The following is a 14508-nucleotide window of genomic DNA, read 5'->3' on the forward strand; positions in this document are numbered from 1 at the left end:
CTATCATTGTAACACCTTATGAAAAAAATAGCTAAATAAGGTGTTGTTTTCGTACACACCTTTTTAGCCAAAAATCACTCAAAGCAAGACTACTGCTTGATGAAAACAACATTTTTGAAAATAAAAACTTTAAAAAAACTTGATATACTTGACAAATGATAGAAAAAACACCCAATGAGGTAAACATTGAGTGTCTGTAATCGTTGATGTAAAGCTGGTTCTTAACGTTTTGAGAATTGTGATGCTTTACGAGCTTTCTTAAGACCTGGTTGGTGGCACCTACATCTCTTTAAATACTAAAAGCCTTTATTTCTGCACTTTTATCACTATGCACTTTTCACTTTATGTTATATAATTTCAAATAATTTCATTTAAATAAGGTAAATTTCTCAACACTTCAAAAAATAGAATACTGGGCTAGAGGTTATCTTACTAGACAAGATGCCTTTTTTATTTTGATTAAATATAAAGTTGCTTAAAACAAAAAAATTGAGAGTTGGCAGGGCTTTGTCACTTACTTAATAGCATTGAAATTTTAAAAATTGACCAAAAATAATGACAAGACACACTAATTAAAAAATTTAAAGTTCCCAGATAAGAAATTGAGGTTGGGATGTTATACCCAGCCTTGTTTTAATATATTTGGAAAAATAGTTTGACACAGTGATTGGACGAAAGACTTAGGATTGAATAGTTGAAAGAACCTCAGTATCTGTCGCAATACTGCTGAAGGGCAAAGTTTTCTTGGACTGATACTGCTCTGTCTCTTTTATAATTGTGAATACAGATTTTTTAGGGTGATTAATCCTTCCTCCAGTTCTTCTACAGTGTCTGGAGAGCGAATGGCTATACGTATGGTTGATTGCTCTATCAAACTACCCGTAAAGAAACGTTCTGCACATAAAACTTCAATCCCCTCTTGTTTGGCAAGCTTCTCAAAGAACATAGCTAATAATCAAGAGCTATGGAAACAAGAGCTAGCAGCTTATCCATTTCATGAAGATGAATTAAAAATTAATAGAATCATTTTAAAGATAGAAGTTCCTTCCACTATTCAAAAGCGATTGATGAAGAGGGATAACAGTCATTGGGACAAAGATTTGATTGATTCTTTTCAAGCCAGAGAACAAAAGCGAGTAATCGAATTTGCTCGATTAGAAAAGATTCCATTATTCGTTTATGATAATAATTCAAAATTGGAAGAATTAAAACAATTTCTTCTTTAGAATAAAAATAAGCAAGAGTTGTAGCTACTACTTGCTTATTTTTCATATCGTATCATAATTGTAATATTTTTCTAGTATAATATTATAAAAGGAGGTTTGGAAAATGAAAAAATTACTTAGTCTATTACTTTTAGGAATTGCTACTATATTTCTAATATCTTGTTCCAAGCAAAATACTCTTGACGGAGAATATTATAACCAATATGATTATCTAGTACTTGAAATTAAAGGAAATCAAGGAACATATCATGAAAATCACAATCATCCGATAACTAATGTAGATTCTCAAAATAAAACATTTACTTTTTCAGCTTCTGGAAGAGAATATGTTGCATCCTATGATATTAAAAAAGATGGGACTTTAACATTTGATACAGGAAACTTCCTAACAGGAGGAAATAAACAAACAGTTTATAAAAAAAATAGTGAAGCCTATAAGAAAAATATAAAAAAATGACTTAGAGATTTTCTCTAGGTCATTTTCTTGTTATTAAAAGGAGTTTCACATGCCATTTGGCTTCTACTTCTGTCAGTTGTTACAATAAAGGTTCGTGTGGATTAGAAATATACAAATCAAAATCATCAGACAGTTTGAGTATCAACTTTAAAAATAATTCCTTTTCTATCAGCTATGCTTTTAAATCGTTCTCTATTTAGTTCGTAAATTTCGTAGTAATTTTTTCTATTGCCTGTATCAAAATCGAGTGAATTTGTATAAATAGTATTGCCTCTTATCATTCTCATTAATTCCCAATATTGAATGAACTCGTTATCAGGTAGCTCATCAATCAAATGTTTAACATCATCTTCCTTTTCTTTGTATCCATCAAAAGTTCTAGTTATTAGAAAGTATATATAAGGTTTATATTTCTCAGAAGATAATTTTTCTTGATTATGAAGCATTTCATTTGATTCTTTTGTTAACAAAGAAATATCCTTTATATCTTTTTTGCGATTTTGTGAGGAATGCATAGTTTCAACAAGACGAATTTCTTCGATATCTTCATCCAAAAGCAACATACCAAAATCCTTCAATTCGAGGTAATATTTTGGATAAAATAAAAAAATATAATCTATCGTAATTAGCTGTTTAACATCAACTAGTTCTCTCTTTCCTCTTTTAAAAAGTTCATAATTTAATAAATCAGAGAATACTTTCAAAGACTGCCCCTTTTTCATATATCCTTTTATCTCTCTTTTTTCGTTCTTCCTGTTTCTGCTGACTGATGAGCTTTTTCCTTTTGTTTTGTAACTGCTTGATTTCTTCATCTGCCATTAAGATTTTTTCTTCAATGTTTTTCATTTTCTCGTTTCCTCCCTTTCTAATTTTGAGTAAAGAAAAACAGTAAACCTTTTTTTGATTTACTGTTCCTGTGGTAATTTTTATTAAATTGTTAGTTCTACAAACTGGGATTTTCGTCGCTTATGACCGTTCTTTTATATAACCGTAAAACTGTCTGTGCAATTCTCTCATTTCATCCGGAGCCTTCATTGAATGGCGATACATGAACACATCTCCAAACTTACTTTTAAAAGCAAACGCCAGTCCGATTTTTATTAGATGTTTCGGCAATATGAGAAATATGTAAAATTTCCCTGGACTGAGTTTGCCTTTATGTTTTTTCAACCACTTCATATTCCTGCAGATCTTTTCCGCCGTCTTTGACATTAGAGTCGAATCTGTTCCTGCTTTCTCAGGCTCTTTCGATTCATAATAGGCATCTGCTATCGGAACGACCATTGCCAGATGGCAAAGCTGCCATAAATGCATATCCGAAACGATCTGATAAGGTATACGGGATCTGCGAAATAAATCTGCGAGTTCAGTAATACGTATGGTTCTTTCACCCGATATTTCCCCAAATGTTGTCGGCTGCACAATTGCTGGGGTTAATCCTGCATTAAGAATCCCATTATCTATACTGCCACCGGCTCCGGGAAACCCCGGAATTATCCTACCGCTTCCACATATATCTTCCCATTTCTTGTAATCATCCAGCGAATTTACCATCGTTACAATCGTACCGCTTGTATTATTCCGCAGTTCTTCTAAGGCTTTATACAGTTGATTTTCTCTGACCGTTAGGAAAATGTAATCGAATATATCATCATTCTTAACGGCTTCGACCACTTCGATATCGGCTGTATGTACTTCCCCATTTTTGCTGTATCTCAGCCCGTTTATACGGAGTTCATCAAGCCTTTTTCCTCTGGCATATACAGCTACATCATTATCTTTATTTTCTGAGAGCAATGCAGCATATAATGAGCCGATTACTCCCGCACCGTATATCAATATCTTCATCATCTTTTACTTCTTCAACTTCTGATTTGTTTATCTATATTGACTAATATTATAGCATTTTTTTTCGATATTTTTCTACTGTCATATTTCTCTACTCACTACTATTTACCCTTTGAATGTATTACCTTGAATAACTTATCTTGAAATGTTTCCTTGCTCTTTTTGTCAAAATATATCTCTGTTACAAAGGTCTATATCCTCATTGGTAAACATAAGAGGATTTTTAACCACTCTTTCTACTATCAATCCTCTTTATATGAGTCTATGATTTCTTCTTTTTCGTTCCTTTTCGTTTGCAAGTTTTTCTAATTTCTTACCTTGATTTTGTAATTGTTTCAGCTTTACATCGCACTTTTGTCTTTCTTGCTGAAGTTCAAAAATTTGTTCCTGTACTTCCTGTAATGTGTTTTCTTTCTTCATTTTTCATTCCTCCGTTTCAATTTTTCTCAAATAAAAAAACAGTAAACTGTTCCTTTCAATTCACTGTTTTCATATTAGTTGTTAGTTATATAAGCTATAATTTACCTATCGCAGTGTGTACTTCATGATGGCAACCAAAACGATAACATCACACTTTCTCAAATATCAAGATTTTCTGTGATAGTTTGTGAGCAATCGGCAACCAGTTAATAAGCTTAAGCACTGGAAATATAGCAGACATCCCCCTCGTAATATCATCATCCTTTACACTACGGAAACCTCTTGCAATATCCTTAATATCATCAAAGGAATCCGCTCCAAATATAAATTTTGCTCCTGTTTTTTGTATGGACTTTTCAACATTTTCTTTCGCCACCCACCTTTTTGACAGGCACTCCATAAGAACATAAGCATTGTCAAAATTCTCTCGAATAATTCTGAGCATTTGGGCATTGTCTTCCCTTGTCAAGTACATTGACAAGCCCTCAATGATAAACAGAATGTTCCCATCTGCTTTTATTTCTTTTGCCCACGCCGAATCCGTTGCTGAAATACCGATGTTTGAAACTCTGCCGGATTCTGCAAAAATCTGATTCCTTACCTCAGCTGTTTCAGGCAAATCAAGGTTGTACCATGTGACTTTTCCGTTATCCATGCGATAAAATCTCGTGTCAAGTCCACAAGCAATATTTACGACTGTACAGGTTGGATTTTCGTCAATAAACTCTTTTACCAGTTCATCAAATACAAGCGTTCTTGCAATCACGCCATAACTCATAAGGGAATCATTTGTGGCGGCGGTAAAATCGTAATCAATTTTTTCAACCAATTCCACCGCTTTGGCATCATAAAATTTATGTCTTTTGCTCTTGGAATATTGTGCTCTTGCATAAAAACTCTGAAGCATCGTTTCCGCAGCACCATTCAAAATAGGTTTTATTTTTTCTTGCATTTTTATTTCTTCCAAGTATAAACACCTCCTACTAATTTGAATTTAGTTTTTAAAATAATGTGCATATCCATGCAATGACTAACGATCCGATAATCATAAATAACACTTGAATAATGTGTTCCCTTTTGTTATATCCAAAGAGTTTAGGACTAAGCTTATCTACCACTTCCGGATAATAATGTTCAAAAAAACTAAAACCTCGATTGCACAAAAGTATCCAATCAAAAAATACAATATCAAAGGCTTTCAACAAAAGAAGTATCATCAGAAATCTAATGAAAAACTGAATGTAAGTAAAGTTATTTTGAACACCATCCACTGCACCAACGATAATTGAACTCCCCATGAATAGTATTGCAATAATAGCTAATATCCATCCAACTAAACTCTGACCACGAAAGCGTTTTTCCTTTGGTTCAATAACATCAAACACTTCTTTAGGACACGAAGAAAAGAAGTCTTTGTTTTGAATAAATCCAACTCCTGCCCACAGCAATAAGAACAATCCAATCATCATAATAACGGCAAGCAGTATCGTCATATACATAATTATCAATCACCACACAATATCCACTTTTCTTCTGAAAACTACCTGTAGAATATTACAAGAGAAAGCCGTCATTTCTATCTCCCCTTATTACGGCATATATATTTCTTCTTACTTCCTTTGCCTCAGGTAAAAATCCTGCCGCCGCCCAAGCATGCATCATTCTTTCTCCTATGTATGTTTTCATAACCACGCCATCCATTTTAGCTTTTTCTTTTGCCTCCGGCAGCTCTGCTATCAACACTTCATAAGAACCATAAATGATATACATGTCAGGTAGCCCCTTCCATGAGTACTCAATTGGCGATTTCATATATTCCACATTATTTAAATTTATTCTTTGCATTACTTGATCTTGTTCTTTCATGTAGCAAGCCGGAATAATGCAATCAAACTTATCAAGTCCCTCCATCTCTTTCATCTGTTCTTTAGTTGGAGGAATACGAAAGGTCGGAGAGTGCATAATCAATCTTTTTGGCATTGATAATCTCATGTCGTTTTCAAGAATATGCAAACATATATTTTGTGCAAGGCTTGCTCCACTTGATAAACCAAAAAATATAATATCATCTGCATTAAACGCCTTAAGTGCCTCGCTATAAACGTTTAGACCTGCGTCGATAATTTGCAAGCCAGTTGCTTTTGGAAAAAGCGGGTACCATACAATCCAAACTTCAGCCTGACTTTGATTAGCCATATCTTGAGCAAACTCAAAATCACCGGAATCTCCCGGAATGGTATATCCACCACCAAAGAAATATAATACAAGCCTATTTGCCACTTTATTTTTTGGTTTGACGACATAATACAAAGTTCCGCTTGTACACTTTTCTTCAAAATCATAAGATTTATGAAGTTTTTCAAGAGGGAGTTTAGATTTCTGTTTCTTTTCTTGTTTAGCAAAACATTCATCCGGATTTTTTATTACTTTTTTCATCATAGGTTTTACAGTATGACGAAATAAAAATTCCGTTAATTTATATTTAACACTCACAATGCATACCTCCTTAATTCCAAAAATGGCAAATTATTTTATTTCTTAACTTCCATTAAATCTCTGAATTGATTAGCCATTTTCACAGGATAAAGACTTGCCATGCTGCCATGACCCATGTTTTCAAATTTAATAAACTCAGTATTTGGAAAATAAGTTTTCATATATTTGATATCCCATGCACGGGCTTTAGACTCTTTATCACCATACCAATATTGAATACGATCGCTATGTTCTGACACGTTCTTTGGCATAACATAGTTGTTGCAAGATTCAAATGTTCTCCATATCGTTTTATAACTAATAAAATTAAGGACTTTAGCAACATACTTCAATTCCTCTTCGCTGTATTCATCTGTAGAAAATGATTTTTCAAGAAGCTTTAACCCTCCAATTTTACCTATAGAAATCATAAGAAAATCTCTTATGGCAATCATTCTTGTAACAATCCAAGGAAGCTGATATGGTGTTATTGCTCCATCGCAAATAATGTTCCTTATTTTAATTCCGTGATTGGAGAACATTTTTAAAGCGATAGAACCGCCCATAGAGCAACCATACAAAAGATCAACTTTCTCAATTTTATGTTCTTTCAGCCATCCTAATAAATTATCGGCAATTTCTTCTACACTTGTAAAATTTTCGTTTGGATTCTCCTCATCATATCCGGGAAGTGCAGGAACAATAATATGATACTCTTCTTTAAGTATAGATAAAATGTATTCAAAATAGTCCCACATGACTAATGAAGGATGAATCAACACAATTATTTTATTTTTATCAGCTCCAAACTCATGTATGTTCACTAACTCTCCTCCAAAATCCCAATTTTAATATTACTTTTTATAAGCAATCATAACGCCGATGGGTGCAAGCCCTCCATGTATCAAATTCATTTCAACTACCGAAAATCCATGCTTCTCAATAAAATCTTTAAATTGTTTTTTATTCCATTCTTGATACATCTTAAATCCCACAACGGACATTATCCATTTTTTGAATTTACTTTGGGTCCCTTCTTTCCATAGAAAAGTAGGAGCAGACAAAATGCCATTAGGTTTTAATACTCTGTATATTTCTCTCATTGCCTCATCCGGCTCCGGCATAATATGAAGTGCATTAGCAATTACAACGCAATTAAATTCACCATCAGAAAAAGATAATGAGGTTGCGTCAGCTACCTCAAAGGTAAGGTTTTCGTTTTCTCCACGCTTCCTTGCTTCTAAAATCATCTGTTCCGAAAAATCTGTCCCAATCCAATTTTTAGCATATTTTGAAAGATTAAATGATAACTGACCTGAACCGCAAGCAAGTTCAAGTACGTTCATATTTCTATTCAAGTAAGGACGAATATACTCACAAACATTATCATAAACTCCTTTATCCTTCTTCATAAAAGGAGCGTACAGCTTGGCGAATTTATTCCAAAACTTTTTATTGCTTTTATCATTCACTGCTAACACCCTCTTTTCAACAATATGTTTTAATCAATCTCAGCTTTTATCATTTTGCAATACTCTTCTACATTCGTTGTTATCTTTGTACAATGGTTTTGTCCCTTCCATATTCTTAACGCTGCATATGGATACTCTTTTGAAATAGCTCTCTTTGCATATTTTAAATTAACTTCTTTGGATCCATAACAGAATATGCACCTCTTTTGTTCTGCTTCTGATAACTTCGGAAGATCTACAAATGCACAATCATGGCAGATATTTTTAATGCTTTGTTTATCTATTCTGATTAGATTTTCAGTCATCATTCGTCCCTTTGTTTCTCCATATATGCTTATAATTTTTCTATTAGCTGAGTCACTATTTTTAATCGCTTTTTTCCGTTCATATAGAAAAATATTTCTTATAATAAACTCTAAAATACTCGCATTTTGACATAAACTACAGCCCTCAAATAAGGCTTTAACTATCTTTATATCCTTATGCTTTAATAATTCCAATAACACTACTCCACCTATTGATGCTCCAAAAGCAAGAGAAACTTCAGCAATATCATTTTCTTTAAAATAATTGTATAAATTCTCACTTTCTTGTTTTACCGACAAATACTTCCTATCTATCAATTTACCATGAGCAGACAGATCCGGAATAATGTATCTATACTCATTTCCAATATTATCGGCAATTAACTTTTTCATTCCCTCAGCAGAAGAAAGCATCGGATGTATGAGTAAAACTATTTTTTCTTTATCTTTATTTATGTCAATATATTCCATTTTGAACACCTCACAAACGGAAGTTAGTCTACATTAACTAATAATATTTTATCATTTTTAAGCCATTTTTTCTATATCGGCTTTTCATGTTGCTTAACAGTATTTTGCAAAGAAAGGTTAAGCACCTTTTTCGATACTTAACCTTTCTTCTTTACGAATTAGAGATGTGATTAGCTGATAAAATTCATCAATAATTTTTTGTAAAAACTTTCCGCTTTCATCATCACTTTTAGCAATCTTTTGATAGTCTCCTACAAATATTATTGGAAGTTTTCCATGTAGTATGTTAAATAATTTATAGGCTTCATTCTGTCTATCAGTCGTGATTCTATCAAAATCATCAATTACAAGCACCTTATTATTTGACAAAAATTTTGGCAAAAGACATATATACATTGAATCAGATTTTACTTTTAAAAGTTGATAAACCGTAACTATTAAAGCAATTATAGTGCTAAGTATGATGAGAAAATTGTGAAAATAAATTGGTAGACCTAAAAAGATTAATAAGTCCTTTAAATAACTTAGTAATCCTAAATTTATAGCAGGAGTCATTAAGACACTAGTAACTACTGCAATCACAATTAAAAATCTAAGTAGATAATATAAAAATGGATGTAAGAGACTAAAAGCTATCGCAGTCACACTTCTCTCATCATGTGCTTCCCAAAGCTTTAAGTAAATAAATTTAGTGCTTTTTGCTTGCCCTTCCACTTTTTTTAGGAAAGTTGTTTTGCCACTCCCCCATACACCATTTAGAAAAAAAGTTTGAAAGATATCCTCTTCTGTATTTTGCAATTTTTGTAAAATAATCTTAGAAAATGTTTCTTCAGCAACTTTTGTTGAAACTTTATCAAATCTGATTTCTTTCATATCGAACTCCTATTTTAAGTATCGCTTTGTTAATATTAGTATATCATATACTTTTTAATCAAAGAAAAAAAGAAACAGCTAGTAACAATATATTGACTGTTTCAAGGAGACTATGAAAAAGAAAAGTTTTAGCATTATTTATAATATATAGGTGTGGGCTTAAATAAGTCCTAACCTACCCAAACGGCTAGTTTGTTGTCCTATATACTGAGAGGTCCTGACGTTTTTATTCCCAGATTCTAAGGCATTTGAAACTGGAAGTAATGAAAAAGATAGTTAGTATCCTTCTATTTGGCTTAGCAACCATATTCTTAATACCATGCTCAAAACAAAAAAGCCTTGATGGGGATTATTATTGGATTAGTGATAATCGAAATGAAAAGATTATGACAGTGGAACTGTTGAGAGTAATGGGGATTCACTATCACTTTAAATACAGATAAGAAAACTTTTAAACTTCTTTTGGAACAACTGAAAACTATTCTTATAAAGATGGTGTTTTTACAGCTAATTTAACGGGAGTTAAAAGAGAATACTATAAAAAAGATAGTAACGCCTACAAAAAGGCTCTGAAAAAGTGGCTCTATAATTTCTGTAGTGGGTAAATCTACTACGGAGATTATGGAGCTTTTTCAGTGTATCAAAAAAGCTCCATAAGACTTATAATGAAAAGCGACTAAACAACTCATTAGGAAGACCTTATGGAACAACTTAAGAATACCACAGAACTCATCGGATTAAAAGACAAAAATATCAAAATCAAGACGGTTTTTAAGGTCGATACCCACATCACGATTGAGGCTAGCCTAGACTATCAGCCTCCACTCTGCCCTCACTGCAAAAGTCAGATGAGCAAGTATGACTTTCAACGAGCCTCTACCATCCCAATCCTTGATGTCCAAGGCATGCCAACAGTTCTCAAACTCAAGAAGCGACGCTTTCAATGTAAGGGCTGTCGTCGTGTAACAGTTTCTGAGACCAGCTTAGTCAAGAAGCATTGCCAAATCTCAAAGCCTGTCCGCCAGAAAATCACACAATACCATACCGAAAAGTTAACTAATACTGCCATCGCTAAGAGACTCCACCTTTCAGTATCTCTTGTCCAACGTCAACTGGAAGCTTTCACCTTCAAGGAAGACTTTACTCGTCTTCCTGAGGTTCTATCAGTAGATGAATTTTCTCGAAACAAGGGACAACTAGCTTTCATTGCTCAAGATTTTGAGACCAGAAAGATTGTCACTCTCCTTGAAAACAACCGACAAACCACCATCAAAAACTACTTTTATCGCTATCCTAGAACTGTTCGTGAGGCGGTTAAAGCCGTTACTGTGGACATGTCTGGGGCTTACATTCCAATCCTAAGACCCTTCGCTCTCCTATTTTTAGGCTCAGGCTGAAACAGTCTCTCCCCAGACTGTTTCACTCCCCAAAGCTAAAATCGTGCTTGACCGCTTCCATATCGTCCAACACCTTGGCAGGGCTATGATGGCGACCAGAATTGCCATGGTGAAGACCTTTGACAAGCATTCTCTCCCTTATCGAGCCATGAAGAATCACTGGAGAATCCTGCAAAAGGACAGTCGCAAACTCTCTGACAAACGCTTTTATTCACGAACCTTTAGGCAAACCTTGACTCCAAAAGAAATTGTTAAGAAAATTCTAGATTTATCGGAGGAGCTCCGCTATTACTATGAGCTGTATCAACTCTTATTATTCCATTTTCAAGAGAAGAATACCGACCATTTTATGGCACTGATTGACGACAACCTTCCCTTTGTCAATCCTATATTTACCGCTGTCTTTAAGACCTTCAAGAAATACAAATCCTACATCGCAAACGCCCTGGAGCTCCCTTATTCTAACGCCAAGCTAGAAGCCACTAACAAACTCATCAAGGACATTAAGCGTCAAGCTTTCGGCTTTCGAAACTTCAAGAACTTTAAAACAAAAATTCTCATCGCTTTGAACATCAAAATAGAGAGAACCAATCTGATTCTCTCTAGATGTTAGTGATAAGTCACCCACTACAGTTGACAATGAGCCCCTGAAAAAGAATGCGAGAAAATGGTATAACCTCTTCAAAGACACTTTAACAGGTGATACAGCCAATGCCAAAACACAAGATGGTGGAGGCGTAACTTCTGATGGAGTACCTGCTGGATATAGCCTTACAAAAGCAATCAACACCTCTAACTACACTTCTGCGACTTATCCTTGGGGACAATGTACGTGGTTTGTCTATAATCGAGCCAAAGAGGTAGGCGTTAACTTTGACCCTTATATGGGCAATGGTGGGGATTGGAAGCAGAAAGCAGGCTACCAAACCACACATACACCAACAGAGCATAGTGCGATATCTTTCTCTCCTGGTCAGGCTGGTTCTGACCCAACCTATGGTCACGTAGTTTTCGTGGAGCAGGTCAAATCAGACGGGTCTATTCTCATTTCAGAAGCAAACGCTAAAGGACTTGGAGTTGTTTCTTACCGCACATTTGATAAAGCAACAGCTAACCAATTTACATACGTGATTGGGAAGTAAAAATTTGACAAAAAACTACACTTGTCGTACAATTGAAGTACAAAAGAGGTGATTGTATGACTAAAAAAATGTTTCAAAAGCGAGTAGATTCAGAATTACTAGATGAAGTATCGGTACTATACAAATCCTTAGGAACTTCTGTAGGTGACGCTTTCGTGATGTTCTTACAAAAATCAAAGGAGGTGAATGGATTGCCATTTGATTTAAGAAAACAAGTCCATGCTATTTCTGATAATCCTTTAGAAAGACTAGCTTTGGCAAACTCAAATGTTATCAAAGTGACTGCTTCTAATCCAGAAGCAATCGCAGATTTCTTTGATGAAGACTATCCAGAATACGAGGAAAGACATGGACAACTATAACCCATATGATATTCTGGTAGCAACTATCGCTTTTAGTGATGGGACAGGAGCTAAAAGACGTCCTGCTCTAGTCATTGCAAATAATGAAGAAGTTATCAGAACCTACCGTATCACTAGTCAGTATTCCCGTAAATCATCTTATATCCGTTCAAAATACTTTGAAATAAAAGAATGGGAAGAGGCAGGATTAGTGAAACCATCTTGGATTGATACCGTTCAACTTTATGATTTAGACGTAGAACTTGTTCAAGTTCGCTTAATCGGAAAGTTAACAGAAAATGACCAACAGAGATTTGAAAAATTTTTAAGAGAAAATTAAGATTATACGATTATATTATAAATAATGCTAAAACTTTTCTTTTTCATAATCTCCTTAAGGTAAGGGCTTTATAGCTCTTGCTTTTTTTATTGCCTAAAAGGGGGGAAACTATGCAAGTTATTTTACCAGAAGAACAAACAAAAGAAATTCAACTTTTTGTTGCAAATCTTATTAAAAATGAGATTGAAACCGTTAAAGAAGATTCAGGACAAATTAGTCCTTTTTTAAATAAAAAGCAGACCTGTCAGTATCTGGGAATTTCAAATAACACGCTGGATATCTGGATAAGAAAGGGAATGCCACATATTCGGATTGGAAAAACAATTCGATTTGATAAAGATAGTATCCGTAGATGGATGATACAACTGGAAAATCACTTTTGATTTCATTATAATAAAGTCAGGGTAATTTTCTAGCTCAGTAAAAAGGAGATTACTATGACAATTACAAAAACTTCAAATGGTTCTTATCGTTTAAAACTCTATGTTCCAACAGAAGCTAGACCTTCTTTGGGAATTTCAGGACATTACTACGATAAGCGTTTTAAAACAAAAAAGGAGGCTAAAGAAGCTGAATTACAAATTTTAATAGATATTAACACTATCCAAAAAGGGGGTGCATTACCACATCAAGCAATCAATGGCGATATTCTCTTCAAAGATTTTTATCATAATGTCTGGTGGGAAGCCTATAAAGCAGGTCAAACGACTTCAACAAATAAACCACCCACTCTTCCAACAGTTAACAATACAGAAACTGTTTTTAGATTACATATTTTACCAATATTTGGAAATTATTCCATTAAATTTTTAAATCAGAATAAAACGGTTGTTTTAAATTTGATGACTGCTAAAGCAAATGAATATGCCAATTTCAAGGTCATACGTAGTTATGTTAATTCTATTTTTGACTGGGCAGAGGAATTAGAATATATTGAAATGAATCGCCTATCTAAAACAATCAGTCGTATTAAGGCTACTAAAAAAATCAAATTACAAGAAGCTAAGCGTGATGAAGATTTATACCTTACTTTAAGTGAGTTACGGGAATGGTTTGAAATGTTCCAAGAGGACCTAGAAAACAAAAAATTGTCGCTTAAAGACTATGTTTTATTTTTTACAACTTTTATCTTAAACGACCGTAAATCGGAAAGCTATGCTTTACAGTGGAAACATATCTCCTTAGATATATCTGAAATTGGTTTAATTCAAGCCTTGGATAAATATAAGAAGCCTAAGTCTACTAAAGGAGAAAAGAAAACAATTTTTACTATTCCTCAAGAGTTAACTGTTCTCTTATATCAATGGAAAATTCAACAAAAAGCAGAATTAGCAAAATTTGGTATCATTCAAACTCCAGAACAATATGTCTTTACTTATATTGACACTAAAGGCAATGTGAATAGCCCTCTGCATGCAGATTACCTTAATAACAAGATGAAATCTGTAGAACGTCGCCATAAAAATCTTAGACATGCCACTCCTCACATGTTAAGGCATACTGGTGCTACTTTAGCTAAGAAGGCAGGAATGTCTCTGGAATCCATTTCAGAAGCTTTGACACATAGTGATTTGAGTACAACAAAGATTTATGTTAATACTTCAAATGTTGTTCCACTTAGTGCTGGCGAAACTGCTTACAGAGAGCTCAAAAATAAATAAGGTAAAAATAAGGTGAATTTTGAGGTGAGTTTTTCAAAAAGTGCACGAAAAAACACCCAATGAGGTAAACATTGAGTGTC

General features: G+C 33.9%; 16 protein-coding genes and 5 pseudogenes. 8 read left to right on the plus strand and 13 right to left on the minus strand.

The features are described 5' to 3' along the window. Window positions 1–769 precede the first annotated feature (769 nt). Window positions 770–940 (minus strand): annotated as a pseudogene (locus HMPREF3249_RS09795) (PLP-dependent aminotransferase family protein); the annotation flags it as partial. On the opposite strand from HMPREF3249_RS09795, the gene HMPREF3249_RS06360 reads away from it, so the two are divergent. Next, complete coding sequence (locus tag HMPREF3249_RS06360) at window positions 870–1226, plus strand: hypothetical protein (RefSeq protein WP_371319432.1); 357 nt, start codon at window positions 870–872, stop codon at window positions 1224–1226. The pseudogene HMPREF3249_RS09795 and the gene HMPREF3249_RS06360 sit on opposite strands and share 71 nt — an antisense overlap. Window positions 1227–1329: 103 nt before the next feature. Further along, complete coding sequence (locus HMPREF3249_RS06365; protein WP_004224146.1) at window positions 1330–1683, plus strand: hypothetical protein; 354 nt, start codon at window positions 1330–1332, stop codon at window positions 1681–1683. A gap of 125 nt (window positions 1684–1808) precedes the next feature. On the opposite strand, the gene HMPREF3249_RS09685 is transcribed toward HMPREF3249_RS06365, so the two are convergent. The 12 genes and pseudogenes from HMPREF3249_RS09685 to HMPREF3249_RS06415 form a co-directional block, all read right to left on the minus strand. Then, complete coding sequence (locus HMPREF3249_RS09685) at window positions 1809–2405, minus strand: hypothetical protein (RefSeq protein ID WP_037620922.1); 597 nt, start codon at window positions 2403–2405, stop codon at window positions 1809–1811. After that, window positions 2377–2529, minus strand: a pseudogene (locus tag HMPREF3249_RS09535) (hypothetical protein); the annotation flags it as partial. The pseudogene HMPREF3249_RS09535 and the gene HMPREF3249_RS09685, both read right to left, overlap by 29 nt. Before the next feature lie 120 nt (window positions 2530–2649). Beyond that, the gene (locus HMPREF3249_RS06375; protein ID WP_004224153.1) at window positions 2650–3534 is read right to left on the minus strand and encodes a ketopantoate reductase family protein; all 885 of its coding nucleotides are present in this window, start codon (window positions 3532–3534) and stop codon (window positions 2650–2652) included. 98 nt (window positions 3535–3632) lie between these two features. Next, the gene (locus HMPREF3249_RS09800) at window positions 3633–3707 is read right to left on the minus strand and encodes a hypothetical protein (protein ID WP_080554318.1); all 75 of its coding nucleotides are present in this window, start codon (window positions 3705–3707) and stop codon (window positions 3633–3635) included. A 13-nt stretch (window positions 3708–3720) separates the two neighbouring features. After that, window positions 3721–3951 (minus strand): annotated as a pseudogene (locus HMPREF3249_RS06380) (DUF3847 domain-containing protein); the annotation flags it as partial. 148 nt (window positions 3952–4099) lie between these two features. Continuing rightward, entirely contained in the window at window positions 4100–4918 is an 819-nt protein-coding gene (locus HMPREF3249_RS06385) for a class I SAM-dependent methyltransferase (RefSeq protein ID WP_022525158.1), read from the minus strand. Window positions 4919–4952: 34 nt separating this feature from the next. Then, window positions 4953–5450 (minus strand): hypothetical protein, encoded by a 498-nt coding sequence (locus HMPREF3249_RS06390; protein WP_004224161.1) that lies wholly within the window; start codon window positions 5448–5450, stop codon window positions 4953–4955. 55 nt (window positions 5451–5505) lie between these two features. Then, complete coding sequence (locus HMPREF3249_RS06395; protein ID WP_059221475.1) at window positions 5506–6444, minus strand: alpha/beta hydrolase; 939 nt, start codon at window positions 6442–6444, stop codon at window positions 5506–5508. A 38-nt stretch (window positions 6445–6482) separates the two neighbouring features. Next, a complete protein-coding gene (locus HMPREF3249_RS06400) occupies window positions 6483–7250 on the minus strand; it encodes an alpha/beta fold hydrolase (RefSeq protein WP_004224168.1) in 768 nt (255 codons plus the stop codon). A gap of 30 nt (window positions 7251–7280) precedes the next feature. Continuing rightward, window positions 7281–7898 (minus strand): class I SAM-dependent methyltransferase, encoded by a 618-nt coding sequence (locus tag HMPREF3249_RS06405; RefSeq protein WP_004804271.1) that lies wholly within the window; start codon window positions 7896–7898, stop codon window positions 7281–7283. 29 nt (window positions 7899–7927) lie between these two features. After that, a complete protein-coding gene (locus HMPREF3249_RS06410) occupies window positions 7928–8674 on the minus strand; it encodes an alpha/beta hydrolase (protein WP_003041915.1) in 747 nt (248 codons plus the stop codon). A gap of 117 nt (window positions 8675–8791) precedes the next feature. Then, complete coding sequence (locus HMPREF3249_RS06415; RefSeq protein ID WP_003041884.1) at window positions 8792–9547, minus strand: P-loop NTPase fold protein; 756 nt, start codon at window positions 9545–9547, stop codon at window positions 8792–8794. 701 nt (window positions 9548–10248) lie between these two features. Here HMPREF3249_RS06415 and HMPREF3249_RS06420 point away from each other — a divergent pair. The 6 genes and pseudogenes from HMPREF3249_RS06420 (at window position 10249) to xerC (ending at window position 14428) form a co-directional block, all read left to right on the plus strand. After that, a pseudogene (locus HMPREF3249_RS06420) lies at window positions 10249–11557 on the plus strand (transposase). Between the two features lie 34 nt (window positions 11558–11591). Then, a pseudogene (locus HMPREF3249_RS09295) lies at window positions 11592–12086 on the plus strand (CHAP domain-containing protein); the annotation flags it as partial. Window positions 12087–12142: 56 nt separating this feature from the next. After that, a complete protein-coding gene (locus tag HMPREF3249_RS06430) occupies window positions 12143–12448 on the plus strand; it encodes a hypothetical protein (protein WP_000162871.1) in 306 nt (101 codons plus the stop codon). After that, the gene (locus HMPREF3249_RS06435) at window positions 12435–12767 is read left to right on the plus strand and encodes a type II toxin-antitoxin system PemK/MazF family toxin (RefSeq protein ID WP_002299685.1); all 333 of its coding nucleotides are present in this window, start codon (window positions 12435–12437) and stop codon (window positions 12765–12767) included. The genes HMPREF3249_RS06430 and HMPREF3249_RS06435 overlap by 14 nt, the downstream gene beginning before the upstream one ends. 110 nt (window positions 12768–12877) lie before the next feature. After that, on the plus strand, window positions 12878–13150 hold the full coding sequence (locus HMPREF3249_RS06440; protein ID WP_004224179.1) for a helix-turn-helix domain-containing protein: 273 nt from the start codon (window positions 12878–12880) through the stop codon (window positions 13148–13150). A 54-nt stretch (window positions 13151–13204) separates the two neighbouring features. Next, window positions 13205–14428 (plus strand): site-specific integrase, encoded by a 1224-nt coding sequence (gene xerC, locus HMPREF3249_RS06445; RefSeq protein WP_062201041.1) that lies wholly within the window; start codon window positions 13205–13207, stop codon window positions 14426–14428. Window positions 14429–14508 lie beyond the last annotated feature (80 nt).

This window comes from Streptococcus sp. HMSC36C04 (assembly GCF_001839535.1).
GTDB lineage: Bacteria > Bacillota > Bacilli > Lactobacillales > Streptococcaceae > Streptococcus > Streptococcus hominis.